Source organism: Streptomyces sp. GLSS-08 (assembly GCF_056387915.1).
Genome location: NZ_JBWJAQ010000014.1, coordinates 181,662 through 205,670 on the forward strand (window position 1 = coordinate 181,662; position 24,009 = coordinate 205,670).

Consider the following 24,009-nt stretch of genomic DNA (forward strand, 5'->3'; position numbering starts at 1 on the left):
CTCGGTGGCCGGCACCGAGCCCGCTTCACCAGCCGCGGGCGCGCCACTCCGGGAGGTGCGGACGTTCGGCGCCCAGCGTCGTGTCGTTGCCGTGTCCCGGGTAGACCCAGGTCTCGTCCGACAGCGGGGCGAAGATCTTCGCCTCCACGTCGTCGATGAGGGTGGTGAAGGCCTGCGGGTCCTTGCGTGTGTTGCCCACACCGCCAGGGAAGAGGCAGTCACCCGTGAACACATGCGCGTGCCCGTGCGGATCGTCGTAGACGAGCGCGATCGAACCCGGCGTGTGACCCACCAGGTGGCGTGCGGTGAGTTCCACGCGCCCCACCCGGATCTGGTCGCCGTCGTCGACCAGGACGTCCGTCGGCACCGGGATGCCGCCGGCGTCGTCGCGGCCCGCGTAGGTGCGCGCTCCGGTGGCCACCACGACCTCCGCGAGCGCCTGCCAGTGGTCGCCGTGCTGGTGCGTGGTGACGACGGACGCGATGCCGTCGTCACCGATCAGCGTGAGCAGTGTCGAGGCGTCGTTCGCCGCGTCGATCAGCAACTGCTCGCCGGTCGCCCGGCAGCGCAGCAGATAAGCGTTGTTGTCCATGGGGCCGACCGCGACCTTGGAGATCATCAGGTCCGGCAGCTCGTGCACATCGGCGGGTCCGCCGACCTTCACCGCTCCGCTGTACGTCATGGCGGCAGCCTATAGCGGGGGCAGGGCGGGAAGCGGGCCGCCGTCGACGGTCAAGTCCGTCCCCTCGCGGCGCCCCGACAGCCAGCCGAGCAGTGCGGGCGCGGGGCCGGTCACGGTGACCTCCGGGGTGCCCTGCGGGCCGCGCCCCGTGCGCCACGCGCGTGTGGAGTCCGTTACCCGGGTGGACGGCACATCGGGATGCCCGGCGAAACGGTCGGCGAGGAACTCGATCTCCCGCGCCACGAACTCCTCCGGAAGATCCTCGAGCTCGTACCCGGTGCCGAGGTCCACGTGATGCAGCTCCACCTCCACCCAGCGCCGGAACGGCACCCGGGACGCGGAGTCCTTGACGCCGTTGCGCAGCTCCACCGTGCGGGACCAGTCCGCGGGTGCGGCCCCGGCCTCCTGGAACCGGGCCGCGCTCTCGCGCACGTCCGCGAGCTGCCGCGCCAGGGGGCGTGGCGCGTCCCGCTCGATGTCCGCGTCCCGGGCGTCCCCGGACACGTACATCGGGCGCCCGGCGAGGACGTTAACGAGTGCGTCCGCGTTGCGGGCGAGGTGGGCGAGGACATGGCCGCGGCTCCAGCCGGGCAGCCGTGACGACTCGGTCACTGCGGCGTTGTCCAGTCGGGCGGCTGCGCTGAGGAGCCGTTCGGTCGCGTCACGTACAGACGCCAGGTCGCGCACATGATCGTTCATGGATCCGACGATAGCCGCGCCACACCTTCGGGTGAAGGTGCTCGACCTCGCCCGTGAATCGAATGCGCGTGCTATAAGGTCGAGTGTGGCGTCGGGCATGCTGGATGGTCCGGGATTGTTACCAACCATGGGATCCGACCGGCGTTGTCAGTGGCTCCCCCTAGTCTGAAGAAGACGGGGCCTCGCCCCTGTCACTTCTCTCAAGAAAGGTGCGGACCGGCGTGGCCGACCGTCTCATCGTCCGTGGAGCGCGCGAGCACAATCTGAAGAATGTCTCGCTCGACCTCCCGCGCGACTCGCTCATCGTCTTCACGGGCCTGTCGGGGTCGGGCAAGTCCTCCCTCGCCTTCGACACCATCTTCGCCGAGGGCCAGCGCAGGTACGTCGAGTCCCTCTCGTCGTACGCCCGGCAGTTCCTCGGTCAGATGGACAAGCCGGACGTCGACTTCATCGAGGGCCTGTCCCCGGCCGTCTCCATCGACCAGAAGTCGACCTCGCGCAACCCGCGCTCGACGGTCGGCACCATCACCGAGGTCTACGACTACCTGCGGCTGCTCTTCGCCCGTATCGGCAAGCCGCACTGTCCCGAGTGCGGCCGTCCGATCTCCCGCCAGTCGCCGCAGGCCATCGTCGACAAGGTCCTGGAGCTGCCGGAGGGGAGCCGCTTCCAGGTGCTGTCGCCCCTGGTGCGCGAGCGCAAGGGGGAGTTCGTCGACCTCTTCGCCGACCTCCAGACCAAGGGGTACAGCCGCGCCCGGGTCGACGGCGAGACGATCCAGCTCACCGAGCCGCCCACGCTCAAGAAGCAGGAGAAGCACACCATCGAGGTGGTCGTCGACCGCCTCACGGTGAAGGACGGCGCCAAGCGCCGCCTCACCGACTCCGTGGAGACCGCCCTCGGGCTCTCCGGCGGCATGGTCGTCCTGGACTTCGTCGACCTCCCGGCCGACGACCCCGAGCGCGAGCGCATGTACTCGGAGCACCTGTACTGCCCGTACGACGACCTGTCGTTCGAGGAGCTGGAGCCCCGCTCCTTCTCCTTCAACTCCCCCTTCGGCGCCTGCCCCGAGTGCACCGGTATCGGTACGCGCATGGAGGTCGACCCCGAGCTGATCGTCCCGGACGAGGACAAGTCCCTCGACGAGGGAGCCATCCACCCCTGGTCGCACGGACACACCAAGGAGTACTTCGGACGTCTCGTCGGAGCCCTCGCGGACGCCCTCGGATTCCGGACCGACATGCCCTTCGCCGGTCTGCCGCAGCGCGCCCGCAAGGCCCTGCTCCACGGGCACAAGACCCAGATCGAGGTCCGCTACCGCAACCGCTACGGGCGCGAGCGGGTGTACACCACGCCCTTCGAGGGCGCCGTCCCGTTCGTCAAGCGACGGCACAGCGAGGCCGAGAGCGACGCCAGCCGGGAGCGCTTCGAGGGCTACATGCGCGAGGTGCCCTGCCCCACCTGTCACGGCACGCGCCTGAAGCCGATCGTCCTCGCGGTCACGGTCATGGAGAAGTCCATCGCGGAGGTCTCCGCGATGTCCATCAGCGACTGCGCGGACTTCCTCGGCAAGCTGAAGCTCAACGCCCGGGACAAGAAGATCGCCGAGCGCGTCCTGAAGGAGGTCAACGAACGGCTGCGCTTCCTGGTCGACGTCGGCCTCGACTACCTCTCGCTGAACCGCGCGGCCGGCACCCTCTCCGGCGGCGAGGCCCAGCGCATCCGTCTGGCGACACAGATCGGCTCCGGCCTGGTGGGTGTCCTGTACGTCCTGGACGAGCCGTCCATCGGCCTGCACCAGCGCGACAACCACCGGCTCATCGAGACGCTGGTCCGGCTGCGTGACATGGGCAACACGCTCATCGTCGTCGAGCACGACGAGGACACCATCAAGGTCGCGGACTGGGTGGTCGACATCGGCCCCGGCGCGGGCGAGCACGGCGGCAAGGTCGTGCACAGCGGTTCCCTGAAGGAACTGCTCGCCAACGACGACTCGGTGACCGGCCAGTACCTGTCGGGCAAGAGGCAGATCGCCCTCCCGGACGTCCGGCGGCCCACCGACCCGAGCCGCCGGCTCACGGTCCACGGCGCCCGGGAGAACAACCTGCGGGACATCGACGTGTCCTTCCCGCTCGGCGTGCTCACGGCCGTCACGGGCGTCTCGGGTTCCGGGAAGTCGACGCTGGTCAACGACATCCTGTACACGCACCTCGCCCGCGAGCTGAACGGCGCGCGCAACGTCCCCGGCCGGCACACACGCGTGGAGGGCGACGACCTCGTCGACAAGGTCGTGCACGTCGACCAGTCGCCCATCGGCCGTACGCCCCGGTCCAACCCGGCGACGTACACCGGCGTCTTCGACCACGTCCGCCGGCTGTTCGCCGAGACGACCGAGGCGAAGGTGCGGGGCTATCTGCCCGGCCGCTTCTCCTTCAACGTCAAGGGCGGACGCTGCGAGAACTGCTCCGGCGACGGCACGATCAAGATCGAGATGAACTTCCTGCCCGACGTGTACGTCCCGTGCGAGGTCTGCCACGGGGCGCGCTACAACCGGGAGACCCTGGACGTCCACTACAAGGGCAAGTCCATCGCCGAGGTCCTCGACATGCCGATCGAGGAGGCCATGGACTTCTTCGAGGCCGTACCGGCGATCTCCCGCCACCTCAGGACGCTCAACGACGTCGGCCTCGGCTACGTACGGCTCGGCCAGTCCGCGCCGACGCTGTCCGGCGGTGAGGCGCAGCGCGTCAAGCTCGCCAGCGAACTGCAGAAGCGGTCCACGGGCCGCACGGTGTACGTGCTGGACGAGCCGACCACCGGTCTGCACTTCGAGGACATCAGCAAGCTGATCAAGGTGCTCTCGGGCCTGGTGGACAAGGGCAACACGGTCATCGTCATCGAGCACAACCTCGACGTCGTCAAGACCGCCGACTGGGTCGTCGACATGGGCCCCGAGGGCGGCAGCGGCGGTGGCCTGGTCATCGCGGAGGGCACGCCGGAAGAGGTCGCCGGAGTCCCGGCCAGCCACACCGGCAAGTTCCTCCGCGAGATCCTCGGCGCCGACCGGATCAGCGACGGCACGGAGGTGAAGGCCCCGCGCAAGGCCACGGCCAAGAAGACGGTCGCTGCCGGGTCACCGGCCCGCAAGACGGCCACCGAGGCCGTCAGCGGCACGGCCGCCAAGAAGACCGCCGCGGCCACGAAGAAGACGGCCACGAAGGCGGCCCCCGCGAAGAAGACCACGCGGGCCCGCAAGGCCTGACCGGCGGACGCGTGCCCGCACCGGGCCTGACGCGTCGCCAGAAGTCGCGGCGCCCCACGGGACTCCCCGTGGGGCGCCGCGCCGTTTGCCGGGGGCTCGAGCGTGTCGCGGTCCGGGTCCCCGGACTCCCGTCGTGGGCCTACGCGTCGGCAAGCTCGGAGGCGTACGGCGGCTGCGCGCCCGCGCGGGAGCAGGTGACGGCCGCCGCGCGGGCCGCGAACGTCAGCAGTTCCGTCCAGTCGCCCGGGCCGAGACCGGCCAGGGCCTCGGGCGACAGAGCGCCCCGGGCGGCGAGGCCGTGCAGCAGCGCCGCGTTCACCGTGTCACCGGCGCCGATCGTGTCCACGACCTCGACCGGTTCGCCGGGCACCGAGTGCGCCGCACCGTCGCGGGTGAAGACGGTCAGGCCGGCCCCGCCCCGCGTGACCACGACGGCGGCGGGGCCCGCGGCCAGCCACTCGGCCGGGGTGCCGCCGAGCCACTCCCCGTCCTCCGCGGACAGCTTGAGCAACGAGACCGAGGGCAGCCAGCTCCTGAACCGGGCCCGGTAGGCGTCCGCGTCGGGGATCAGCCCCGCCCGGACGTTCGGGTCGAGCGCGGTGAACACGCCGCGCGCGGCGGCGGTCCGCATCAGTTCCTCGTAGGCGCTCGCGCCCGGCTCCAGGACGAGCGAGCAGGTACCGAAGGACACCGCGGCCGTCGCGTCCGGGAGGCGGTCGGGTACGGAGAACAGGCGGTCGGCCGTGCCCTCGACGTAGAAGGAGTACGCGGCCGAGCCGTCCGCGCCGACCGAGGCGACGGCCAGCGTGGTGGGCTCCGCGCCGCGCTGCACCGACGACACGTCCACGCCCGCCTCACTCAACCCGTCCAGCAGCGCCTCACCGAAGACGTCGGACGAGACGCGGGAGCAGAAGGCGGTGGGAGAGCCGAGGCGGCCGAGGGCCACCGCCGTGTTGTACGGTCCGCCGCCGAGACGGGGCGACAGGCTCACGAGCGCCCCCGTGCCCTGCGGCACCAGATCGATCAGAGCCTCACCGGCGACGACGATCACGACGCGGGTCCTTTCTCGCGGCGGTCGGAGCGCCCGGAGCGCTCGAAAGGGTGACTGCGTCCGGAGCGGTCCGCGCGGGCGGAGCGCTCCGAAGGCGCCGCACGGCCGGGACTGTCGGCGCCCACGGAGTTGAGAGGAGCAGGGCCGCCAGATCCGCCGGAGCCAGGTCCGCCAGATCCGCCGGGTCCGTCCGTGGCCCGGTGGTTCACGGTGCCCGTACGGCTCTCGGAGGTCCGGCGCTCTTCGGGGCAGCCGCACGACGTGCGGTGGACGAAGCTGCACGGCAGCCGCACGGTGCGGCCCGGCCGGTCCGGCGAGGCCAGCCGTTCCAGGAGCAGCCGGACGGCCTGGGCCCCCATCTCCCTGCTGGGCTGGGAGACCGCGGTCAGCCGGGGCGAGAAAAGGTCCGCCCACGCGAAGTCGTCGAAGCAGCACAGCGCCAGGTCGTCCGGCACGGACAGACCGAGGTCGCGCACGGCACGCAGCGCGCCGATGGTCATCGCGTTGTTCCCGGTGACCAGAGCCGTGGGAGGCGCGGCGAGGGCGAGCAGCGTGCCCGTCGCGTGCTCCGCCGCCCGCGACTGCGAGTCACCGTGCACCACGAGCCGTTCGTCGTACGGCAGTCCCGCCCCCGCCAGTCCGTGCCGGTAGCCGGAGATCCGCTCACCCGTGGTGCTGAGGCCCGGCAGGCCCGCGACGAGTCCGATGCGTTTGTGGCCGAGTCCGGCGAGGTGGGTGACCATTCGCGCCATCGGCTCGGCGTTTTCGGCGCTGATCTGGTCGAAGCGGTACGGGTGGGTTGACGGTCCGTCGTCACCGGACCCGCGGACGCCTCCGGCACGGGTCTTCCTCTCCCACGTGTCGTCGACCAGGCGGTCCAGGAACACTGTCGGAACGTCATGCCGTCCCAGGTAGTCCACAAGTCCCCGGGGGTCGGCCGAGGGGGCGACGATCAGGCCGTCGACCCGCCGCTCGTGCAGGAACCGGACGACCTTGCGCTCGTGCTCGGGATCGTCGTGCGGATCGGCGATGAGCAGGCCGTACCCGTGCTCCAGTGCCCCGGCCTCCACACCCTGGAGGATCTCCGTGAAGTACGGGTTGCTGATCGCCGAGACCGCGAGCCCGATCGACCGCGTGCGCGCGGTGACCAGCGAGCGGGCGAGTGTGTTGGGCGTGTAGCCGAGCGCCTCGATGGCGTCGAGGACGGCCTGACGGGTGTGGGGGCGCACCGGCCGCGAGTCGTTCAGGACGTGCGAGACGGTCGCGATCGACACCCCCGCGTGTCGCGCCACGTCCACCATCGTCACCACGGCGTTCCCTTTCATCACGGGGCTCTCGGGCCGGTCCTCGCGGGAACCTATCCCATCCGGCGGCAGACGTAAACGCTTGCGCAAGCGTTTAAGCGGGATGGTGTAAACGCTTACGCGAACGTTTACGCAGGGCGGTGTGAACGCTTGCGCAAGCGTTTACGCAAGCGTTTACGCAAACGCTTGCGTAAACTGGTGTAAGCGTTCGCATAACCCTTTACGCCCCAACGTCCACGGACGTCCGAGCCTTCGCGTCCGCGCCTTCGCGCCCGCGCTCACTCGCGCCCGTCCGCCGCGCCGCGTCCCGGCCGGAGCGGAGTGCTCCGCCCCGGTATCGTCGGTGCACCACACCCCTCACATACCGTCCGACCAGGGGAGACCTCATGTCCGGCCGACCGTCCGCGAGCCGTCGTACCGTCCTGCGGGGGGCCGCCGCGACCCCCGTCGCGGGCCTCGGTCTCGCCGCCTGTTCGTCGGGGGACGGCAAGGGTGCGGTGCCGCCGACGCCCACCGCACCCGTGGAACTGGGCGCGGAGAACGAGATCCCCAAGGGGAGCGCCAAGCTGTACCGGGACCACAACGTGGTGGTCAGCCACGCCGAGGACGGTTCCCTGAAGGCGTACAGCACGATCTGTACGCATGCCGGGTGCCCCATCAACAAGCTGGCGGGGACGACCCTCATGTGTCCGTGTCACGGCAGTGAGTTCGACGCGACGACGGGCAAGGTGCTGCACCTGCCGGCCACCGAGCCGCTCAACGAACTGCCCGTGGAGGTCAGGAACGGGAAGATCGTCACGGGCCCGCCGGCCTGACGGCGTCAGTCCCAGTCCCAGGCGATCCCGACGATGCCCGACCGCACCCGCGGCTCGACCAGGTGCACCGAGCGGTGCTGCCCGCTCAGCGTCAGCTCCTGGCGGCCGGCGCGCGGTGCCGCCGCGGAGTGCTGGGTGAACCGGTGGCAGCGCGCGGGCAGCGCCCGTTCGTCGAACCGGACCTGGAGCGCGTACTGGCCGCCCGCGAAGCCGAACCCGCGGAGGTACTCGCTGGACGCGCCGGCCGTGCCGTCGTCGAATCCGTAGCGGAAGAGGAACGTGTCACCGGCGCGCAGCCGGGTGTCGAAGAGGAGCTCTGCCACGAGGACTCCGGTGTCATGGTGCCAGCGCACCCGGCCCGTGCGGCAGTTCTCCATGGCGTGCACCGCCATTCGGTTCGGGGCGCAGCCCGGGTCGCCGTGGTGGATGGCCACATACCGGTCCACGCCGTCCTGGTGGGCGCGCACGATGTGCTGCGATTCGCGGCCCTTGAGTTCGCGGTGCGCGCCGATGCGCACCCGCTCGTGGTGGCCGATGGTGTGCAGTCCGCCGTCGAGCGGGGACTCCAGTTCGCCGAGCAGGCGTTCAAGGACACCGGAGGCTTCCACCAGGGCGCGGTACGAGCGGCTCGCGGGGCGTTCCGGGCCCGGCTGGTCCCCGCTGTTCGCGAGCAGTCTGATCAGCGACTCGTCCGGCAGCTGGAGGATCTCCTCCAGGGCGCGTACCGCACGCAGCGACTCGGGACGCTGCGGTCGCCGGGCGCCCTGCTGCCAGTAACTGAGGCTCGTCACACCGACCTTGACCCCGTAGCGCGACAGGTGGTGCTGCACGCGCTGCAGGGGCAGCCCGCGGGCGGCTATCGCGGCACGCAGCGCGATATGGAAGGGGCCGCCCCGCAGGGCCGTCTCCAGCTCCGCAGGTGCGAGGTCCACGTGCTCTGTGCCGTGCCGCATGCGCGGGCCTTTCTGTGAATGTCCACAAACGGCTGGTCAGACCGTTCGCGCGGGTTCCGGAGGCCGCCTCGTCGGCGTGCGGGGATGGTTCACACCCGTACGGCGCTGTTCACGGCCCCAAGTTGCACCGCATTGAAGCGTGTTGACCAAGTCCCGACAACACTTGATGCTCAACCGCAGTGTCCGACACGGTCCACTCAGCTCCTCGAACCCCACTCGGGAGGACGCGATGCGCCTCAGTAGGCTCATCGTCCCCGTGGTCGCCCCGGTGATCGTGCTGGCGGCCTTCTGTGCCGGACCGACGCCGGCCGCCGGACAGACGCCGGCCGCCGGGGCGTCGGCCGACGCCGCACCCGCCGTTTTGGCCGCCCCGGCCCCTTCCGCCGACCCGGCGCCCCGGACCTCCGCCCGTCCGGTGACCCCCGCACCCGCACCCGCTCCCGACCCCGAGAACCCCGAGACCGAGGACGCCGAGGACGCCGAGGACGCCCGGGAGACGGAAGAGGGGAACGGGACCGGTCTGACCGTCGCCGTCGTCTCGGCGCTGGCCGGCGGCGGCGCTCTCCTGGCCCTCGTGCTGAGTGCCGGACGGGCCCTGCGGCGGGGCAGTCGCTAGGTGTATCGATCACGAGCGTCGTTGACACCCGGCCGGTCCGACGGCCGGTCCGACGGCCGGTCCGACGGCCGGTCCGACGACCGGTCCCGGCGATCGGTCCGACGTCCGGTCCCGACGGCAGCGGCCGACAGGGCGGGGGGACGCTCCCCGGCGGCCGGCCCGGAGGGAGGGCCCAGGCGTCGGCCCAGGGGCACCGACCCTTGCTCGCCCGGCGGCCGTCGCGTCCTCCCAGGCCGGCCGGGGTGGCCCGGGGGGAGCGTGCCCCGTGCGGTTGTCCACAGGCGCGACCGGGAGCCCGGCACGCTGTCACCCCTCGCCAGTAGGGTGTGAGACATGGCCGACCCCTCCAGCTACCGCCCCAAGCCGGGAGAGATCCCGGACACACCCGGGGTCTACAAATTCCGCGACGAGCACCGCCGGGTGATCTACGTCGGAAAGGCGAAGAGCCTGCGCCAGCGCCTGAACAGTTACTTTCAGGACCTGGCGGGACTCCACCCGCGCACCCGCACGATGGTCACCACGGCCGCGTCCGTGGAGTGGACAGTGGTGTCCACGGAAGTCGAGGCGCTGCAGCTGGAGTACTCCTGGATCAAGGAGTTCGACCCCCGGTTCAACGTCAAGTACCGCGACGACAAGAGCTACCCCTACCTCGCGGTGACCATGAACGAGGAATTCCCCCGCGTTCAGGTGATGCGCGGCCAGAAGCGCAAGGGCGTCCGTTACTTCGGGCCGTACGGACACGCGTGGGCCATCCGCGACACCGTCGACCTGCTGCTGCGCGTGTTCCCCGTGCGCACGTGCTCGGCGGGCGTCTTCAAGAACGCCGCCCGCACCGGCCGCCCCTGCCTCCTCGGCTACATCGGCAAGTGCTCCGCCCCGTGCGTCGGCCGGGTCTCGCCCGACGAGCACGGCGAACTGGCCGATGAGTTCTGCGACTTCATGGCCGGCCGTACGGGCACGTACATCCGCCGCCTGGAGCAGCAGATGGCCGGCGCCGCCGAGGAGATGGAGTACGAGCGGGCGGCTCGCCTGCGTGACGACATCGGGGCCCTGAGGAAGGCGATGGAGAAGAACGCGGTCGTGCTCGCCGACGCGACCGACGCCGACCTGATGGCCGTCGCGGAGGACGAGCTGGAAGCCGCCGTGCAGATCTTCCACGTCCGCGGCGGCCGGGTGCGCGGCCAGCGTGGCTGGGTCACCGACAAGGTGGAGGCCGTCACCACCGGTGACCTCGTTGAGCACGCGCTCCAGCAGCTGTACGGCGAGGAGACCGGCGACTCCGTGCCCAAGGAGGTCCTCGTCCCGGCCCTCCCCGACCTCGTGGAGTCGGTCCAGGAGTGGCTCACCGCCCGCCGCGGTTCGAACGTGTCGCTGCGCATCCCCCAGCGCGGGGACAAGAAGGCGCTCATGGAGACCGTGCAGCGCAACGCGCAGCAGGCGCTCGTGCTGCACAAGACGAAGCGTGCCTCCGACCTGACCACCCGCTCGCGCGCCCTGGAGGAGATCGCCGAAGCCCTCGACCTGGAGAGCGCGCCCCTGCGGATCGAGTGCTATGACATCTCGCACCTCCAGGGCGACGACGTGGTGGCCTCCATGGTGGTCTTCGAGGACGGACTCGCCCGCAAGAGCGAGTACCGGCGCTTCCAGATCAAGGGTTTCGAGGGACAGGACGACGTCCGGTCCATGCACGAGGTGATCAGCCGCCGCTTCAGGCGCTACCTCTCAGAGAAGGAGAGGACGGGCGAGTGGGCCGACGGCGGCGCCGAGCTCACCGAGGAGGACGGCCGCCCCAAGCGGTTCGCCTACCCGCCGCAGCTCATCGTCGTCGACGGCGGCCGGCCGCAGGTCGCCGCCGCCAAGCGGGCCCTGGACGAGCTCGGGATCGACGACATCGCCGTCTGCGGCCTCGCCAAGCGCCTGGAAGAGGTGTGGGTGCCCGCCGAGGACGACCCGGTGGTGCTCCCGCGTACCAGCGAGGGCCTCTATCTGCTCCAGCGCGTGCGCGACGAGGCCCACCGCTTCGCGATCACCTACCAGCGCGCGAAGCGGGCCAAGCGCTTCCGGGCGAGCCCTCTGGACGACGTGCCGGGTCTGGGCGAGACCCGCAAGCAGGCGTTGATCAAGCACTTCGGTTCGGTGAGAAAGCTGCGATCCGCGACAATCGACCAGATCTGTGAAGTCCCCGGCATAGGCCGTAAGACCGCTGAGGCGATCGCCGTGGCCTTCGCACAGGCGGCCCCGGCCGCACCCGCCGTCAACACGGCGACCGGAGAGATCATGGAAGAGGAGGAACCCGGGACGACCGCGGGTTCCTCGGGGGAGCCCGTGTCCGCAGGCTCCTCGGACGAGCGACGGGGGCAGGAGAGATGACCGCACACCACGCTGAGGAAGAACGCCCGCCACAGGGCCGTGAAACGCACAAGGAAGCAGGCGAGGACCACCCGGAACTCGCGGCGGGCCAGGACGCCGCGGGCCAGGAACCAGCAGCCGGGGGAGACGGAGCACAGGTGAGTACGGGCATCGAGAAGGCCGGGGTGCCGGAGGTGGCCATCCCCGAGCTGGTGATCATCTCCGGTATGTCCGGAGCGGGCAGGTCGACGGCCGCCAAGTGTCTGGAGGACCTCGGCTGGTTCGTCGTCGACAACCTGCCGCCGGCGCTGATCCCCACCATGGTGGAGCTCGGCGCCCGCTCCCAGGGCAACGTCGCGAGGATCGCGGTCGTCGTCGACGTCCGCGGCCGGCGCTTCTTCGACAACCTGCGCGAGTCGCTCGCCGACCTGGCGGCGCGGCACGTCACCCGGCGCATCGTCTTCCTGGAGTCCTCGGACGAGGCGCTCGTGCGCCGGTTCGAGTCCGTGCGCCGCCCGCACCCCCTCCAGGGTGACGGCCGGATCGTCGACGGCATCGCCGCCGAGCGTGAACTGCTGCGCGAGCTGCGCGGCGACGCCGACCTGGTGATCGACACCTCCAGCCTGAACGTGCACGAGCTGCGCGCCAAGATGGACGCCCAGTTCGCCGGCGAGGAGGAGCCCGAGCTGCGGGCCACCGTCATGTCCTTCGGCTTCAAGTACGGCCTGCCGGTCGACGCCGACCTGGTCGTGGACATGCGCTTCCTGCCCAACCCGCACTGGGTCCCGGAGCTGCGCCCCTTCACCGGCCTCAACGAGGAGGTCTCCAATTACGTTCTCAACCAGCCCGGTGCCAAGGAGTTCCTCGACCGCTACACCGAGCTGCTCCAGCTCATCGCCGCCGGATACCGGCGCGAGGGCAAGCGGTACGTGACCATCGCAGTCGGCTGCACCGGCGGCAAGCACCGCTCGGTCGCCACGTCCGAGAGGCTCGCCGCCCGGCTGGCGTCCGAGGGAGTGGAGACGGTCGTCGTCCACCGGGACATGGGCCGCGAATGACCGGAAGTGCACTGCGGCTGGCCAGGCTGCGACGGTCCACGCCCGAGGGCCGCGGCGGCAAGGCGCGCCGCCGGGGCGCCCAGCCGAAGGTCGTCGCCCTCGGCGGCGGCATGGGTCTGTCCGCCTCGCTGGCCGCGCTGCGCCGGATCACCGGCGATCTCACCGCCGTCGTCACGGTGGCGGACGACGGCGGCTCCAGCGGGCGCCTGCGCGACGAGCTGGGCGTGCTCCCGCCCGGTGACCTGCGCAAGGCGCTGGCCGCGCTGTGCGGCGACGACGACTGGGGGCAGACCTGGGCCCGCGTCATCCAGCACCGCTTCCAGTCCAAGGGCGACCTGCACGAGCACGCGGTCGGCAATCTGCTGATCGTCGCCCTGTGGGAGCAGCTCGGCGACCACGTCCAGGCCCTGGACCTGGTGGGCAGGCTCCTCGGCGCGCAGGGCCGCGTCCTGCCCATGTCCGCGGTGCCCCTGGAGCTCCAGGCCCTGGTCAAGGGCCACGACCCGGCCCGGCCCGACGACGTCGACACCGTCCGCGGCCAGGCCACCGTCGCTCTCACGCCCGGCGAGGTGCAGTCCGTGCACGTCGTGCCGCACGGCCCGCCCGCCGTCCCCGAGGCCGTCGCAGCGGTCCTCGACGCGGACTGGGTGGTGCTCGGTCCGGGCTCCTGGTTCTCCTCCGTTATCCCGCATCTGCTGGTGCCCGACCTGCTCGACGCGCTGACTCAGACGAAGGCGCGCCGGGTGCTCTCCCTGAATCTCGTCCCGCAGCCCGGAGAAACCGATGGCTTCTCCCCGCAGCGTCATTTGGAGGTTTTGGGACGACACGCCCCTAAACTCGCCCTGGACGTGGTGCTGGCCGACGAGGCCGCCGTGCCCGACCGCGACTCACTCACCGATGCCGCCAAGCGGTTCGGCGCCGCGGTCGAGCTGGCGCCGGTGGCCCGGACCGACGGCACTCCGCGGCACGACCCGGAGCTGTTGGCCGCCGCGTACGACCGTATTTTTCGGATGCATGGAAGGATCGGCCCATGGCGATGACGGCAGCGGTGAAGGATGAGATCGCCCGGCTTCCCGTCACCCGGACCTGCTGCAGAAAGGCGGAGGTCTCCGCCATTCTGCGGTTCGCGGGCGGCCTTCACCTGGTGAGCGGCCGGATTGTGATCGAGGCGGAGCTGGACACCGCGATGGCGGCACGGCGGCTGAAGCGGGACATCCTGGAGATCTTCGGCCACAGTTCCGAACTGATCGTGATGGCGCCAGGCGGGCTGCGCCGCGGCTCGCGCTACGTCGTGCGCGTCGTCGCGGGCGGTGACCAGCTGGCCCGTCAGACGGGGCTCGTCGACGGCCGCGGCCGTCCGATCCGGGGGCTGCCCCCGCAGGTGGTCTCGGGGGCCACCTGCGACGCAGAGGCCGCCTGGCGCGGCGCGTTCCTCGCCCACGGTTCGCTCACCGAGCCGGGGCGCTCCTCCTCCCTCGAGGTGACCTGCCCGGGCCCGGAGGCCGCGCTCGCACTGGTCGGCGCGGCCCGCCGGCTGTCGATCGGGGCGAAGGCCCGCGAGGTCCGCGGCGTGGACCGCGTGGTCGTCCGCGACGGCGACGCCATCGGAGCGCTGCTCACCCGTCTGGGCGCCCACGAGTCGGTGCTGGCCTGGGAGGAGCGCCGGATGCGCCGTGAGGTCCGCGCCACGGCCAACCGGCTCGCCAACTTCGACGACGCCAACCTGCGCCGCTCGGCCCGCGCCGCCGTCGCCGCCGGGGCCCGCGTGCAGCGCGCCCTGGAGATCCTCGGCGAGGAGGTCCCCGAACACCTCGCCGCCGCCGGCCGGTTGCGCATGGAGCACAAGCAGGCCTCCCTCGAGGAGCTGGGCGCGCTCGCCGACCCGCCGCTGACCAAGGACGCCGTCGCCGGCCGGATCCGCCGGCTGCTCGCCATGGCCGACAAGCGGGCCCAGGACCTGGGCATCCCGAGCACGGAGTCCAACCTCACCGAGGAGATGGCCGACAACCTCGTGGGCTGACGCGCCGGGGCCGGTCCCGGCCGCGCGCACAAAGACCAACACGCCGGTGCCGACGCCCACTTGGGTGATCGGCACCGGCGTTTCCCGATGCCGACGCACCCTTGACTTGATGCTCGGGTGTCATGAGCCTGGCTCTGTCCGCCGCTGTGGCGGACCAGTGCAAAGGGGACTCATGAGACGAAGAGCGAGAGCGATCCTCGCTGCGAGCGCGCTCCTGCTGGGTGGCGCGGGTCTGGCCCCGGCCGCCCACGCGCAGGACGGCAGTTCACCCGAGCCGGACGCGAACGCCGTCAAGGTGTTCCGCGCCGAGGTCACGAAGCAGCAGGTACCCCTGCTGCTCGCGGCCGGACAGGACGGCCACGAACTCGGCGAACAGGCGCCGGACAAGGGGACCGCGACGGTCGAGGTCTACCTCACCGACAAGCAGGCGCAGAAGCTGGAGAAGGAGGGCGTCGCACTCACCGAGCACACGCTCTCGGCCAGGGCCGAGGCACGGGTGACTGCGGCGGGCGACGGCGTGTTCCGCCCGTACAGCGGCAAGGGGAATCTCCAGGAGGAGATTCTCAGGACCAGCCAGGAACATCCCGGGCTCACCAAGGCCGTGTCCATCGGCAAGACGGTCAAGGGCCAGGACATCCTCGCGCTCAAGCTGACCAAGGGCGCCAAGAGGACGAAGGACGGCGCCAAGCCGTCCGTGCTGTACATGTCCAACCAGCACGCGCGCGAGTGGATCACGCCGGAGATGACCCGGCGTCTGATGCACTACTACCTGGACAACTACTCCACGGACAAGCGCGTCAAGAAGCTCGTCGACTCCACCGAGCTGTGGTTCGTCCTGTCCGCCAACCCCGACGGGTACGACTTCACGTTCGACGCCGACGGCGACCGGCAGTGGCGCAAGAACCTCCGGGACGTGAACGGCGACGGCACCATCACCACCGGCGACGGCGTCGACCTCAACCGCAACTTCGCCTACAAGTGGGGCTACGACGACGAGGGCTCGTCCCCGAACCCCACCAGCCAGACCTACCGCGGCGCGAGCCCGGGCTCCGAACCAGAGACCAAGGCCCTGGACGCCTTCGAGAAGCGCATCGGCTTCACGTACGGCATCAACTACCACTCCGCCGCCGAGCTGCTCCTGTACGGGGTGGGCTGGCAGGTGGCGACGCCGAGCCCGGACGACGTGATCTACAAGGCGCTCGCCGGCACCCCCGAGAACTCGGCGATCGAGGGCTACCACCCGCAGGTCTCCTCGGAGCTCTACACCACCAACGGCGAGGCGGACGGCCACGCCGCCAACGTCAACGGCATGGGGATGTTCACCCCTGAGATGTCGACCTGCCAGACCGCGTCGGACCTCGACCCGGACGACGCCTGGAACGCGGCCGACTGCGCCTCCGTCTTCACCTTCCCCGACGACGAGAAGCTGATCGAGCAGGAGTTCCGCAAGAACATCCCGTTCGCGCTCTCCGTCGCCGAGACCGCCGCGCACCCGGACCGGCCGTCCTCCTCGGTCGGCATCGACGCACCCGACTTCACCCCCGCGGCCTTCCCGGTCTCCTACGCGCGCGGCGCCGACCAGGAGGTCTCCGTCGTCGCCCGCAGGTCCGTCCGCGACAAGGAGCTCAAGTACCGCGTCAACGGCGGCCGTACGCACGACATGGCACTCCGGCCATGGAAGGGCGGTGAGACCTTCGGCGGCGAGGACAACCTGTACTTCGACGAGTACCGCGCCAAGGTCAAGGACGGCGACACGGGCGACAAGGTCGAGATCTGGTTCACCGGTGAGACCAGGAGCGGCAGGCCCACCTCCAGCACCCGCTTCACCTACACCGTGGCCGAGCGGCCGCGGGCCGGCACCCTCGTGGTGGCGGAGGAGGGCGCGGCCGCGACCCAGGCGCAGAAGTACGTCGACGCACTGAAGGCCAACGGGCGCAAGGCGCTCGTGTGGGACGTCGCCACCCAGGGCGCCCCCGACGCGCTCGGTGTCCTCGGCCACTTCGGCACGGTCGTCCACTACACGGGCGCCGGCCGGCCCGGCAACGCCACCCAGCTCCAGCTGCGCGCCTTCCTCAACGAGGGCGGCAGGCTGATCGAGGCGGGGGAGCAGGCCGGCGGCAGCGTCGACCTCGGCGGCGGCACCCTCTCGAACGACTTCAGCCAGTACTACCTGGGCGCCTACTCGCGGACGTCGACCCCGGGCGCCACCGGCTTCGACGGCTCCGGGAAGCTCGCGGGCTTCACGGGCCCGCTCGGCGACGCGCCCGGCAACCCGCTGAACGCGGCGGGCACCTACGGCGTCACCTCGGACACGCTGCCCGTCGACACGTACCCGCAGTTCGCGAGCGCGGGAGCGGGGCAGTTCGCCGGGACGGTCAACCCGTACGGGCCGTACGCGGGCTCCTACATGGCCGCCGCCGTCCACACCGACGACGCCTACAAGCGGCTCACCCGCACGATCGACCTCACCGGGGTGAGCGCGGCCGACAAGCCGGCGCTGCGCACCCGGCTCCTGTGGGACACCGAGCCCGGCTACGACCACGCGGTGCTCGAGGCCCACACCACCGGGGCGGACGACTGGACCACGCTCCCCGACGCGGGCGGCGCCACCGGCACCGCCGTGCCGGCCGAGTGCGAGGCCGGCTATCTGATCAACGAGCACCCGGCCCTCAAGCGCTATCTGACCCTGGGCGCCACGGCGTGCGCCAACACGGGCACCAGCGGCGCGTGGAACAGCTTCACGGGCGCCTCGGACGGCTGGCAGCAGGTCGACTTCGACCTGAGCGCGTACGCGGGCAAGTCCGTGGAGGTCTCGCTGAGCTACATCAGCGACCCGAGCAGCGGCGGCCACGGGCTGCTCGCCGACGACGCCTCGCTCGTCGTCGGGGGCACGGTCACCGGCACCGAGGGCTTCGAGACGTCACTCGGCGCCTGGAGCGTCCCCGGACCGCCGGCGGGCAGCCCCGCCGTCCTCAAGGACTGGGCACGCGTCGGAACGCTGTTCCGCACCTACGGAGGCGTCACCACGGACGACACGGTGCTGCTGGGCTTCGGCCTGGAGCACGTCACCGCGGCGGCCGACCGTGCGGCGCTGATCGGAAAGGCGCTCGCGGCACTGCGCACCTGACTCCACCGCGTCAGCGGCGCATGACGTCAGGTAGTCAAATCCGGTGAGCGGATCTCCGGACCGGGGCGGTCCGTACCCCTACTGGCGGGTACGGACCGCCCTGCCGTGTATGGGCCGTCTCGATGTCACTCCGGAGGCATCAGGGAGGTAGGGTCGTAGGCGGTCGGGGACATCCCATACAGCTCGCCGGATTCGAACCCGGCGTACCAACGAGGAGATCGGTTTCGTGACGATCCGCGTAGGCATCAACGGCTTTGGCCGCATCGGTCGTAACTACTTCCGCGCGCTGCTGGAGCAGGGTGCAGACATCGAGATCGTGGCTGTCAACGACCTGGGTGACACCGCGACCACCGCTCACCTGCTCAAGTACGACACCATTCTGGGCCGTCTCAAGGCCGAGGTGTCGCACACCGCCGACACGATCACCGTCGACGGCAGGACCATCAAGGTGCTCTCCGAGCGCAACCCCGCCGACATCCCGTGGGGCGACCTCGGGGTCGACATCGTCATCGAGTCGACCGGCATCTTCACCAAGAAGGCCGACGCCGAGAAGCACATCGCGGGCGGCGCCAAGAAGGTCCTCATCTCGGCTCCGGCCAAGGACGAGGACATCACGATCGTGATGGGCGTCAACCAGGACAAGTACGACGCGGCCAACCACCACGTCATCTCCAACGCCTCCTGCACCACCAACTGTGTGGCGCCGATGGCCAAGGTCCTCGACGAGAACTTCGGCATCGTCAAGGGTCTGATGACGACGGTCCACGCGTACACGAACGACCAGCGCATCCTGGACTTCCCGCACTCGGACCTGCGCCGCGCCCGCGCCGCCGCCGAGAACATCATCCCGACCACGACGGGTGCCGCCAAGGCCACCGCCCTGGTCCTGCCGCAGCTCAAGGGCAAGCTCGACGGCATCGCGATGCGCGTCCCGGTCCCGACCGGCTCGGCCACCGACCTGGTCGTGACGCTGCAGCGCGAGGTCACCAAGGACGAGGTCAACGCCGCGTTCAAGAAGGCCTCCGAGGACGGCGACCTCAAGGGCTTCCTGACCTACACCGAGGACCCGATCGTCTCCTCGGACATCGTCGGCGACCCGTCGTCCTGCACCTTCGACTCCTCCCTGACCATGGTCCAGGAGGGCAACTCGGTGAAGATCCTCGGCTGGTACGACAACGAGTGGGGCTACTCCAACCGCCTCGTGGACCTCACGGTCTTCGTCGGCGGCCGGCTGTAGGTCCCGGAGCAGGCATCTCGATGTAGGAGCAGGGCTCGGGCAGCGCAACGCCGCGCTGCCCGGGCCCTCTCTCACGTACTGATCGATCAGCCCTCCGGCGATCTCACCGAGCCTTGTAGGAGTCCCTTCATGAAGACGATCGACGAACTTCTCGCCGAAGGCGTGGACGGCAAGCGGGTCTTCGTCCGCGCCGACCTGAACGTGCCGCTGGCCGACGGCCGCATCACCGACGACGGCCGCATCCGCGCCGTCCTGCCCACCGTCAAGGCCCTCGCCGACGCGGGCGCCAAGGTGGTCGTCGCCTCGCACCTCGGCCGCCCCAAGGGTGCCCCGGACCCGGCGTTCTCCCTGCTCCGGCCCGCCGAGCGGCTCGGTGAACTCCTCGGCGCCCCCGTGGCGTTCGCCCAGGACACCGTCGGCCCCGCCGCCCACGACGCGGTGAACGGCCTCCAGCCCGGCCAGGTCGCGGTCATCGAGAACCTGCGCTTCAACGCCGGCGAGACCTCCAAGGACGACGCCGAGCGCGCCGCCTTCGCCGACCAGCTCGCGGCCCTGGCCGACGTCTACGTGAGCGACGGCTTCGGCGCCGTGCACCGCAAGCACGCCTCCGTGTACGACCTCCCGGCGCGCCTGCCGCACTACGCGGGCCACCTCATCGCCACCGAGGTCGGCGTCCTGAAGAAGCTCACCGAGGACGTCAGCCGTCCCTACGTGGTCGCGCTCGGCGGCTCCAAGGTCTCCGACAAGCTCGATGTCATCGACCAGCTGCTCGGCAAGGCCGACAGGCTGCTCATCGGCGGCGGCATGGCCTTCACCTTCCTGAAGGCGAAGGGGTACGAGATCGGCGCCTCCCTCGTGCAGGAGGACCAGATCCCGGTCGTCGTCGAGTACGTCGAGCGCGCGGAGAAGAACGGCGTCGAGCTGGTCGTCCCCGTCGACGTGGTGGTCGCGTCCGAGTTCCCGGACCTGAAGACCAAGGCCCCCTCCCACCCCACCACCGTCGCCGCGGACGCCATCCCGGCCGGCGGGATGGGTCTCGACATCGGTCCTGAGACCCGCAAGCTGTACGCCTCGAAGCTCGCCGACGCGGCCACCGTCTTCTGGAACGGCCCCATGGGCGTCTTCGAGCACCCCGACTACGCCGAGGGCACCAAGGCGGTCGCCCAGGCCCTTCTCGACTCCCAGGCCTTCACGGTAGTCGGCGGTGGCGACTCCGCCGCGGCCGTCCGCACCCTGGGCTTCGACGAGCAGGCATTCGGCCACATCTCGACCGGCGGCGGCGCCTCCCTCGAATACCTCGAGGGCAAGACGCTCCCCGGCCTCGCCGCACTGGAGGACTGACCTAAATGAGCACGCGCACGCCGCTGATGGCGGGCAACTGGAAGATGAACCTCAACCACCTCGAGGCCATCGCGCACGTCCAGAAACTCGCCTTCGCCCTGGCCGACAAGGACTACGAGGCCGTCGAGGTCGCCGTCCTGCCGCCCTTCACCGACCTGCGCTCCGTGCAGACCCTGGTCGACGGCGACAAGCTGAGGATCAAGTACGGCGCCCAGGACCTCTCGGCGCAGGACTCCGGTGCCTACACCGGTGAGATCTCCGGTGCGATGCTGTCCAAGCTCAAGTGCACGTACGTGGCGATCGGCCACTCCGAGCGCCGGCAGTACCACAACGAGACCGACGAGCAGTGCAACGCCAAGGTCAAGGCCGCCTACAAGCACGGCCTCACCCCGATCCTGTGCGTCGGCGAGGGTCTGGACGTCCGCAAGGCGGGCAACCAGGTCTCCCACACGCTCGCGCAGGTCGACGGCGCCCTCGAGGACATCCCGGCCGAGCAGGCCGAGTCCATCGTGATCGCGTACGAGCCGGTCTGGGCGATCGGCACCGGCGAGGTCGCCACCCCCGAGGACGCCCAGGAGGTCTGCGGGGCGATCCGCGGCCGTCTCGCCGAGCTGTACTCGCAGGAACTGGCCGACAAGGTCCGCATCCAGTACGGCGGCTCCGTGAAGTCCGGCAACGTCGCGGCGATCATGGCCCAGCCCGACGTGGACGGCGCGCTGATCGGCGGCGCGGCGCTCGACGCCGACGAGTTCGTCAAGATCGTCCGGTTCCGCGACCAGTGAGTATGCGGTAGCGGCGTTACGTCGTACTCTTGCGGGGGTCCGGTGGCAACCCACCGGGCCCCCGTCGTCATCCAGATCCGAGGAAGTTGGTCCAGCCGTGGTTATGGGGTTCTCGATCGCCCTGATCGTCTTCAGCCTGCTGCTGATGCTGCTGGTGCTGATGCACAAGGGGAAGGGCGGCGGCCTCTCCGACATGTTCGGTGGCGGTATGCAGTCGTCCGTCGGTGGCTCCTCGGTCGCCGAGCGCAACCTCGACCGGATCACCGTGGTGGTCGGTCTGCTCTGGTTCGCGTGCATCGTCGCGCTCGGCATCCTGATGAAGACCGGCAACTGATCACCGGCTGACATCGGTACGGCGCCGCGACAGCGCAGTACGCACGCACATTCCGCACGTAAGGCCCCATGTCCGGTACGCGCAGCCCAGCGCGGCCTATCATGGGGCTTGCGTCTAGGGGCGGGAAGGTAACTCCAAGCACTGGACGCGCGTTGGGCCTTACGTAGACTGAGGCGCTCGCAGCGAAGCGTCACGCCGACTCGTTTCGCGGCACCATTACGCAGGGAGTTACGACCGTGGCAAGTGGCAACGCGATCCGAGGAAGCCGGGTCGGGGCGGGGCCGATGGGCGAGGCCGAGCGCGGCGAGTCCGCGCCACGGCTGCGCGTCTCCTTCTGGTGCTCCAACGGGCATGAGACGCAGCCGAGCTTCGCCAGCGACGCGCAGGTCCCCGACACCTGGGACTGCCCGCGCTGCGGCTTTCCCGCCGGACAGGACCAGGACAACCCGCCGGACCCGCCGCGCACCGAGCCGTACAAGACGCACCTCGCGTACGTACGGGAGCGGCGCAGCGACGCGGACGGCGAGGCGATCCTCGCCGAGGCGCTCGCCAAACTGCGGGGCGAGATCTAGGAGTTGACAGCCGGCCGGACACCAAGGGGTGTCCGGCCGGACGTGTCTCGTACGGCCGTGCCGCCCGCTCCACGGCCGATTGTCAGTGGTGCCCTATACGGTTCTTGCATCAGCGGAATCTGCGGGGGGCCTGGTGACGACGACCGGTGCGGTGGAGGTGCGCGCGCCCGCGTGGCGCGGGGGGTTCGGGCGGCTGTGGAGTGCGGCCGTCCTCTCCAGCTTCGGCGATGCCCTGCGGGCGGCCGCGCTGCCGCTGCTTGCCGCGACGCTGACGCACGAGCCGATGCTCGTCGTGTCCGTCACCGCCTGCGGTCATCTCCCCTGGATCGTGTTCGGGTTACTGGGCGGAGCGGTCGCCGACCGGGTGGACCAGCGACGCGCGATGTGGACCGTGGACCTGGTGCGGGGCCTGCTGGTGGCGGCCTTCGCCGCGGCCGTCGCCCTGGGACACGCCTCGATCGGTCTGCTGATCGCGCTGGCTCTGGCGCTGACCACACTCCAGACGCTCTTCGACAACGCGTCCACCGCCCTGCTCCCCGCCCTCGTCGACCGGGCGGCACTCGGCAGCGCGAACGCCCGCCTGATGACCGGTCAGCGCCTCGCGGGCGGCCTGCTCGCCGGCCCCCTCGTCCCCGTCCTGATCGTCGCGGGAGCGGCCGCCCCCTTCCTCGTGGACGCCGTGACGTTCCTCGTGGGAGCCGCGCTCGTCGCCTCCCTGCGGAGCGGGCCGGCCGAGCGTGCGCCGAGACCGGCGGGCAGCACCCTGCGCGGCGAGATCGCGGCGGGACTGCGCGTCCTCGGACGCGACCGGGCACTGCGCGGCCTGTGCGCGGCCACGGCTCTCTGCAACATCGGCATGGGCGCCTTCATCGCCACGACGGTCCTCCTCGTGACGGACTGGCTCGACGCGGGCAACGGCGGCTACGCGGCGGCGATGACCGCGTACACGCTCGGCAGCCTGGCCGGGGGAGCGGTGAACCGCCGGGTCGTGGACCGGCTCGGCCGGATCCGCGGCGTGCTGCTCGCCGGAGCCGTGCAGACCGGGGCCCTCGTCACCATGGGCACGGTTCGCAGCCCGGCCGTGTTCCTCGTGAGCATGGCCGTGTTCGGCCTCATGGGAATGGTGTGGAACGTGAACACGACGACCATGATGCAGCAGCGCAGCCCCGCCGACCTGCTCGGCCGTGTCAGCTCGGCGTTCCGGACGCTCGCCGTCGCCGGGGCACCTCTCGGAGCGCTGCTGGGCGGGGCCGTCGCGACGGTCTGGGGGCTCAACACCCCGGCGCTGCTCGCCGCCGCGTTCTTCGCGCTCTCCGTCACCGCTCTGATACCCGCGCTCAACCGGGACGTATCCGTTGTCCACCCGGACGACGGCGTCAGGACCGCTCACGTCAAGCCCTGATCAATTAGGTTGGGACGGCAGCGGGGCAAGGTACGCGGCAGCACACGCAGGAAAGAGGCGGAAGTCCGAGATGAACGCAGAAAGCCGTACCAGGCTCAACCAGACACCCGAATGGACCGCTCTGGCCAAGCACCGTGAGGAGGCCGGCGAGACCTCCCTGCGGGAGCTGTTCGCGGCCGACCCCGGGCGCGGCTCCCGGTACACGCTGGAGGTCGGTGACCTGTACGTCGACTACTCCAAGCACCGGGTCACCGACGAGACGCTGCGCCTGCTGCGCGAGCTGGCCGCGGCCACCGGCGTGTTCGGGCAGCGGGACGCCATGTTCCGCGGTGAGAAGATCAACGTCACCGAGGACCGGGCGGTGCTGCACACCGCGCTGCGCGCCCCGCGGGACGCGGTGGTCGAGG

Annotated in this window: 19 protein-coding genes and 1 pseudogene; 15 read left to right on the forward strand and 5 right to left on the reverse strand. The window is 70.7% G+C overall.

What is annotated here, in order from left to right; genetic code table 11:
- Positions 1-25: 25 nt before the first annotated feature.
- Both AC0ZLC_RS24710 and AC0ZLC_RS24715 read right to left on the reverse strand, forming a co-directional pair.
- Positions 26-682, reverse strand: a complete 657-nt coding sequence (locus AC0ZLC_RS24710) for an MBL fold metallo-hydrolase (RefSeq protein ID WP_476754142.1) — start codon at positions 680-682, stop codon at positions 26-28.
- Positions 683-691: 9 nt separating this feature from the next.
- Positions 692-1,381, reverse strand: coding sequence for a maleylpyruvate isomerase family mycothiol-dependent enzyme (locus AC0ZLC_RS24715; RefSeq protein ID WP_476754143.1), 690 nt, complete (start codon positions 1,379-1,381; stop codon positions 692-694).
- 221 nt (positions 1,382-1,602) lie between these two features.
- Here AC0ZLC_RS24715 and uvrA point away from each other — a divergent pair, with 221 nt between their 5' ends.
- The gene (gene uvrA / locus AC0ZLC_RS24720) at positions 1,603-4,641 is read left to right on the forward strand and encodes an excinuclease ABC subunit UvrA (RefSeq protein ID WP_476754144.1); all 3,039 of its coding nucleotides are present in this window, start codon (positions 1,603-1,605) and stop codon (positions 4,639-4,641) included.
- Positions 4,642-4,780: 139 nt separating this feature from the next.
- On the opposite strand, the gene AC0ZLC_RS24725 is transcribed toward uvrA, so the two are convergent.
- A complete protein-coding gene (locus AC0ZLC_RS24725) occupies positions 4,781-5,692 on the reverse strand; it encodes a carbohydrate kinase family protein (RefSeq protein WP_476754145.1) in 912 nt (303 codons plus the stop codon).
- Positions 5,689-7,002 (reverse strand): LacI family DNA-binding transcriptional regulator, encoded by a 1,314-nt coding sequence (locus AC0ZLC_RS24730; protein WP_476754164.1) that lies wholly within the window; start codon positions 7,000-7,002, stop codon positions 5,689-5,691. The genes AC0ZLC_RS24725 and AC0ZLC_RS24730 overlap by 4 nt, the downstream gene beginning before the upstream one ends.
- Before the next feature lie 380 nt (positions 7,003-7,382).
- On the opposite strand from AC0ZLC_RS24730, the gene AC0ZLC_RS24735 reads away from it, so the two are divergent.
- Complete coding sequence (locus tag AC0ZLC_RS24735) at positions 7,383-7,811, forward strand: Rieske (2Fe-2S) protein (RefSeq protein ID WP_476754146.1); 429 nt, start codon at positions 7,383-7,385, stop codon at positions 7,809-7,811.
- A 5-nt stretch (positions 7,812-7,816) separates the two neighbouring features.
- Here AC0ZLC_RS24735 and AC0ZLC_RS24740 read toward each other — a convergent pair whose 3' ends face one another.
- Positions 7,817-8,764 carry a hypothetical protein gene (locus tag AC0ZLC_RS24740; protein WP_476754147.1) on the reverse strand — a complete coding sequence of 316 codons (948 nt, stop codon included), beginning with the start codon at positions 8,762-8,764 and terminating at the stop codon, positions 7,817-7,819.
- A gap of 229 nt (positions 8,765-8,993) precedes the next feature.
- Here AC0ZLC_RS24740 and AC0ZLC_RS24745 point away from each other — a divergent pair, with 229 nt between their 5' ends.
- The 13 genes and pseudogenes from AC0ZLC_RS24745 to AC0ZLC_RS24805 form a co-directional block, all read left to right on the forward strand.
- The gene (locus AC0ZLC_RS24745; protein WP_476754148.1) at positions 8,994-9,380 is read left to right on the forward strand and encodes a hypothetical protein; all 387 of its coding nucleotides are present in this window, start codon (positions 8,994-8,996) and stop codon (positions 9,378-9,380) included.
- A 333-nt stretch (positions 9,381-9,713) separates the two neighbouring features.
- Positions 9,714-11,750, forward strand: coding sequence for an excinuclease ABC subunit UvrC (uvrC, locus tag AC0ZLC_RS24750; RefSeq protein ID WP_476754149.1), 2,037 nt, complete (start codon positions 9,714-9,716; stop codon positions 11,748-11,750).
- Positions 11,747-12,787, forward strand: a complete 1,041-nt coding sequence (gene rapZ, locus AC0ZLC_RS24755; protein WP_476754150.1) for an RNase adapter RapZ — start codon at positions 11,747-11,749, stop codon at positions 12,785-12,787. Before uvrC ends, rapZ begins: the two co-directional genes overlap by 4 nt.
- Positions 12,784-13,827 carry a gluconeogenesis factor YvcK family protein gene (locus tag AC0ZLC_RS24760; protein WP_476754151.1) on the forward strand — a complete coding sequence of 348 codons (1,044 nt, stop codon included), beginning with the start codon at positions 12,784-12,786 and terminating at the stop codon, positions 13,825-13,827. Before rapZ ends, AC0ZLC_RS24760 begins: the two co-directional genes overlap by 4 nt.
- Positions 13,818-14,807: a DNA-binding protein WhiA gene (gene whiA, locus AC0ZLC_RS24765; protein WP_476754152.1), complete on the forward strand. Its 990-nt coding sequence runs from the start codon at positions 13,818-13,820 to the stop codon at positions 14,805-14,807. The genes AC0ZLC_RS24760 and whiA overlap by 10 nt, the downstream gene beginning before the upstream one ends.
- 172 nt (positions 14,808-14,979) lie before the next feature.
- The gene (locus AC0ZLC_RS24770) at positions 14,980-17,934 is read left to right on the forward strand and encodes a M14 family metallopeptidase (RefSeq protein ID WP_476754153.1); all 2,955 of its coding nucleotides are present in this window, start codon (positions 14,980-14,982) and stop codon (positions 17,932-17,934) included.
- Positions 17,935-18,160: 226 nt separating this feature from the next.
- Positions 18,161-19,171 (forward strand): type I glyceraldehyde-3-phosphate dehydrogenase, encoded by a 1,011-nt coding sequence (gene gap / locus AC0ZLC_RS24775; protein ID WP_476754154.1) that lies wholly within the window; start codon positions 18,161-18,163, stop codon positions 19,169-19,171.
- 129 nt (positions 19,172-19,300) lie between these two features.
- Complete coding sequence (locus AC0ZLC_RS24780) at positions 19,301-20,512, forward strand: phosphoglycerate kinase (RefSeq protein ID WP_476754155.1); 1,212 nt, start codon at positions 19,301-19,303, stop codon at positions 20,510-20,512.
- Between the two features lie 5 nt (positions 20,513-20,517).
- Positions 20,518-21,294 (forward strand): triose-phosphate isomerase, encoded by a 777-nt coding sequence (gene tpiA / locus AC0ZLC_RS24785; RefSeq protein WP_476754156.1) that lies wholly within the window; start codon positions 20,518-20,520, stop codon positions 21,292-21,294.
- 103 nt (positions 21,295-21,397) lie between these two features.
- Entirely contained in the window at positions 21,398-21,628 is a 231-nt protein-coding gene (gene secG / locus AC0ZLC_RS24790) for a preprotein translocase subunit SecG (protein WP_476754165.1), read from the forward strand.
- A 236-nt stretch (positions 21,629-21,864) separates the two neighbouring features.
- Entirely contained in the window at positions 21,865-22,200 is a 336-nt protein-coding gene (locus AC0ZLC_RS24795) for an RNA polymerase-binding protein RbpA (RefSeq protein WP_079083975.1), read from the forward strand.
- A 133-nt stretch (positions 22,201-22,333) separates the two neighbouring features.
- The gene (locus AC0ZLC_RS24800) at positions 22,334-23,602 is read left to right on the forward strand and encodes an MFS transporter (RefSeq protein WP_476754157.1); all 1,269 of its coding nucleotides are present in this window, start codon (positions 22,334-22,336) and stop codon (positions 23,600-23,602) included.
- A gap of 70 nt (positions 23,603-23,672) precedes the next feature.
- Positions 23,673-24,009 (forward strand): annotated as a pseudogene (locus AC0ZLC_RS24805) (glucose-6-phosphate isomerase); the annotation flags it as partial.

What these genes read in the sequence shown, in the direction of transcription:
- AC0ZLC_RS24710 (WP_476754142.1), bottom strand. Translation starts at nt 682, where the DNA reads ATGACGTACAGCGGAGCGGTGAAGGTCGGCGGACCCGCCGATGTGCAC.
- AC0ZLC_RS24715 (WP_476754143.1), bottom strand. Translation starts at nt 1,381, where the DNA reads ATGAACGATCATGTGCGCGACCTGGCGTCTGTACGTGACGCGACCGAA.
- AC0ZLC_RS24735 (WP_476754146.1), top strand. Translation starts at nt 7,383, where the DNA reads ATGTCCGGCCGACCGTCCGCGAGCCGTCGTACCGTCCTGCGGGGGGCC.
- AC0ZLC_RS24740 (WP_476754147.1), bottom strand. Translation starts at nt 8,764, where the DNA reads ATGCGGCACGGCACAGAGCACGTGGACCTCGCACCTGCGGAGCTGGAG.
- AC0ZLC_RS24745 (WP_476754148.1), top strand. Translation starts at nt 8,994, where the DNA reads ATGCGCCTCAGTAGGCTCATCGTCCCCGTGGTCGCCCCGGTGATCGTG.
- uvrC (WP_476754149.1), top strand. Translation starts at nt 9,714, where the DNA reads ATGGCCGACCCCTCCAGCTACCGCCCCAAGCCGGGAGAGATCCCGGAC.
- rapZ (WP_476754150.1), top strand. Translation starts at nt 11,747, where the DNA reads ATGACCGCACACCACGCTGAGGAAGAACGCCCGCCACAGGGCCGTGAA.
- AC0ZLC_RS24760 (WP_476754151.1), top strand. Translation starts at nt 12,784, where the DNA reads ATGACCGGAAGTGCACTGCGGCTGGCCAGGCTGCGACGGTCCACGCCC.
- whiA (WP_476754152.1), top strand. Translation starts at nt 13,818, where the DNA reads ATGGCGATGACGGCAGCGGTGAAGGATGAGATCGCCCGGCTTCCCGTC.
- AC0ZLC_RS24770 (WP_476754153.1), top strand. Translation starts at nt 14,980, where the DNA reads ATGAGACGAAGAGCGAGAGCGATCCTCGCTGCGAGCGCGCTCCTGCTG.
- AC0ZLC_RS24780 (WP_476754155.1), top strand. Translation starts at nt 19,301, where the DNA reads ATGAAGACGATCGACGAACTTCTCGCCGAAGGCGTGGACGGCAAGCGG.
- tpiA (WP_476754156.1), top strand. Translation starts at nt 20,518, where the DNA reads ATGAGCACGCGCACGCCGCTGATGGCGGGCAACTGGAAGATGAACCTC.
- secG (WP_476754165.1), top strand. Translation starts at nt 21,398, where the DNA reads ATGGGGTTCTCGATCGCCCTGATCGTCTTCAGCCTGCTGCTGATGCTG.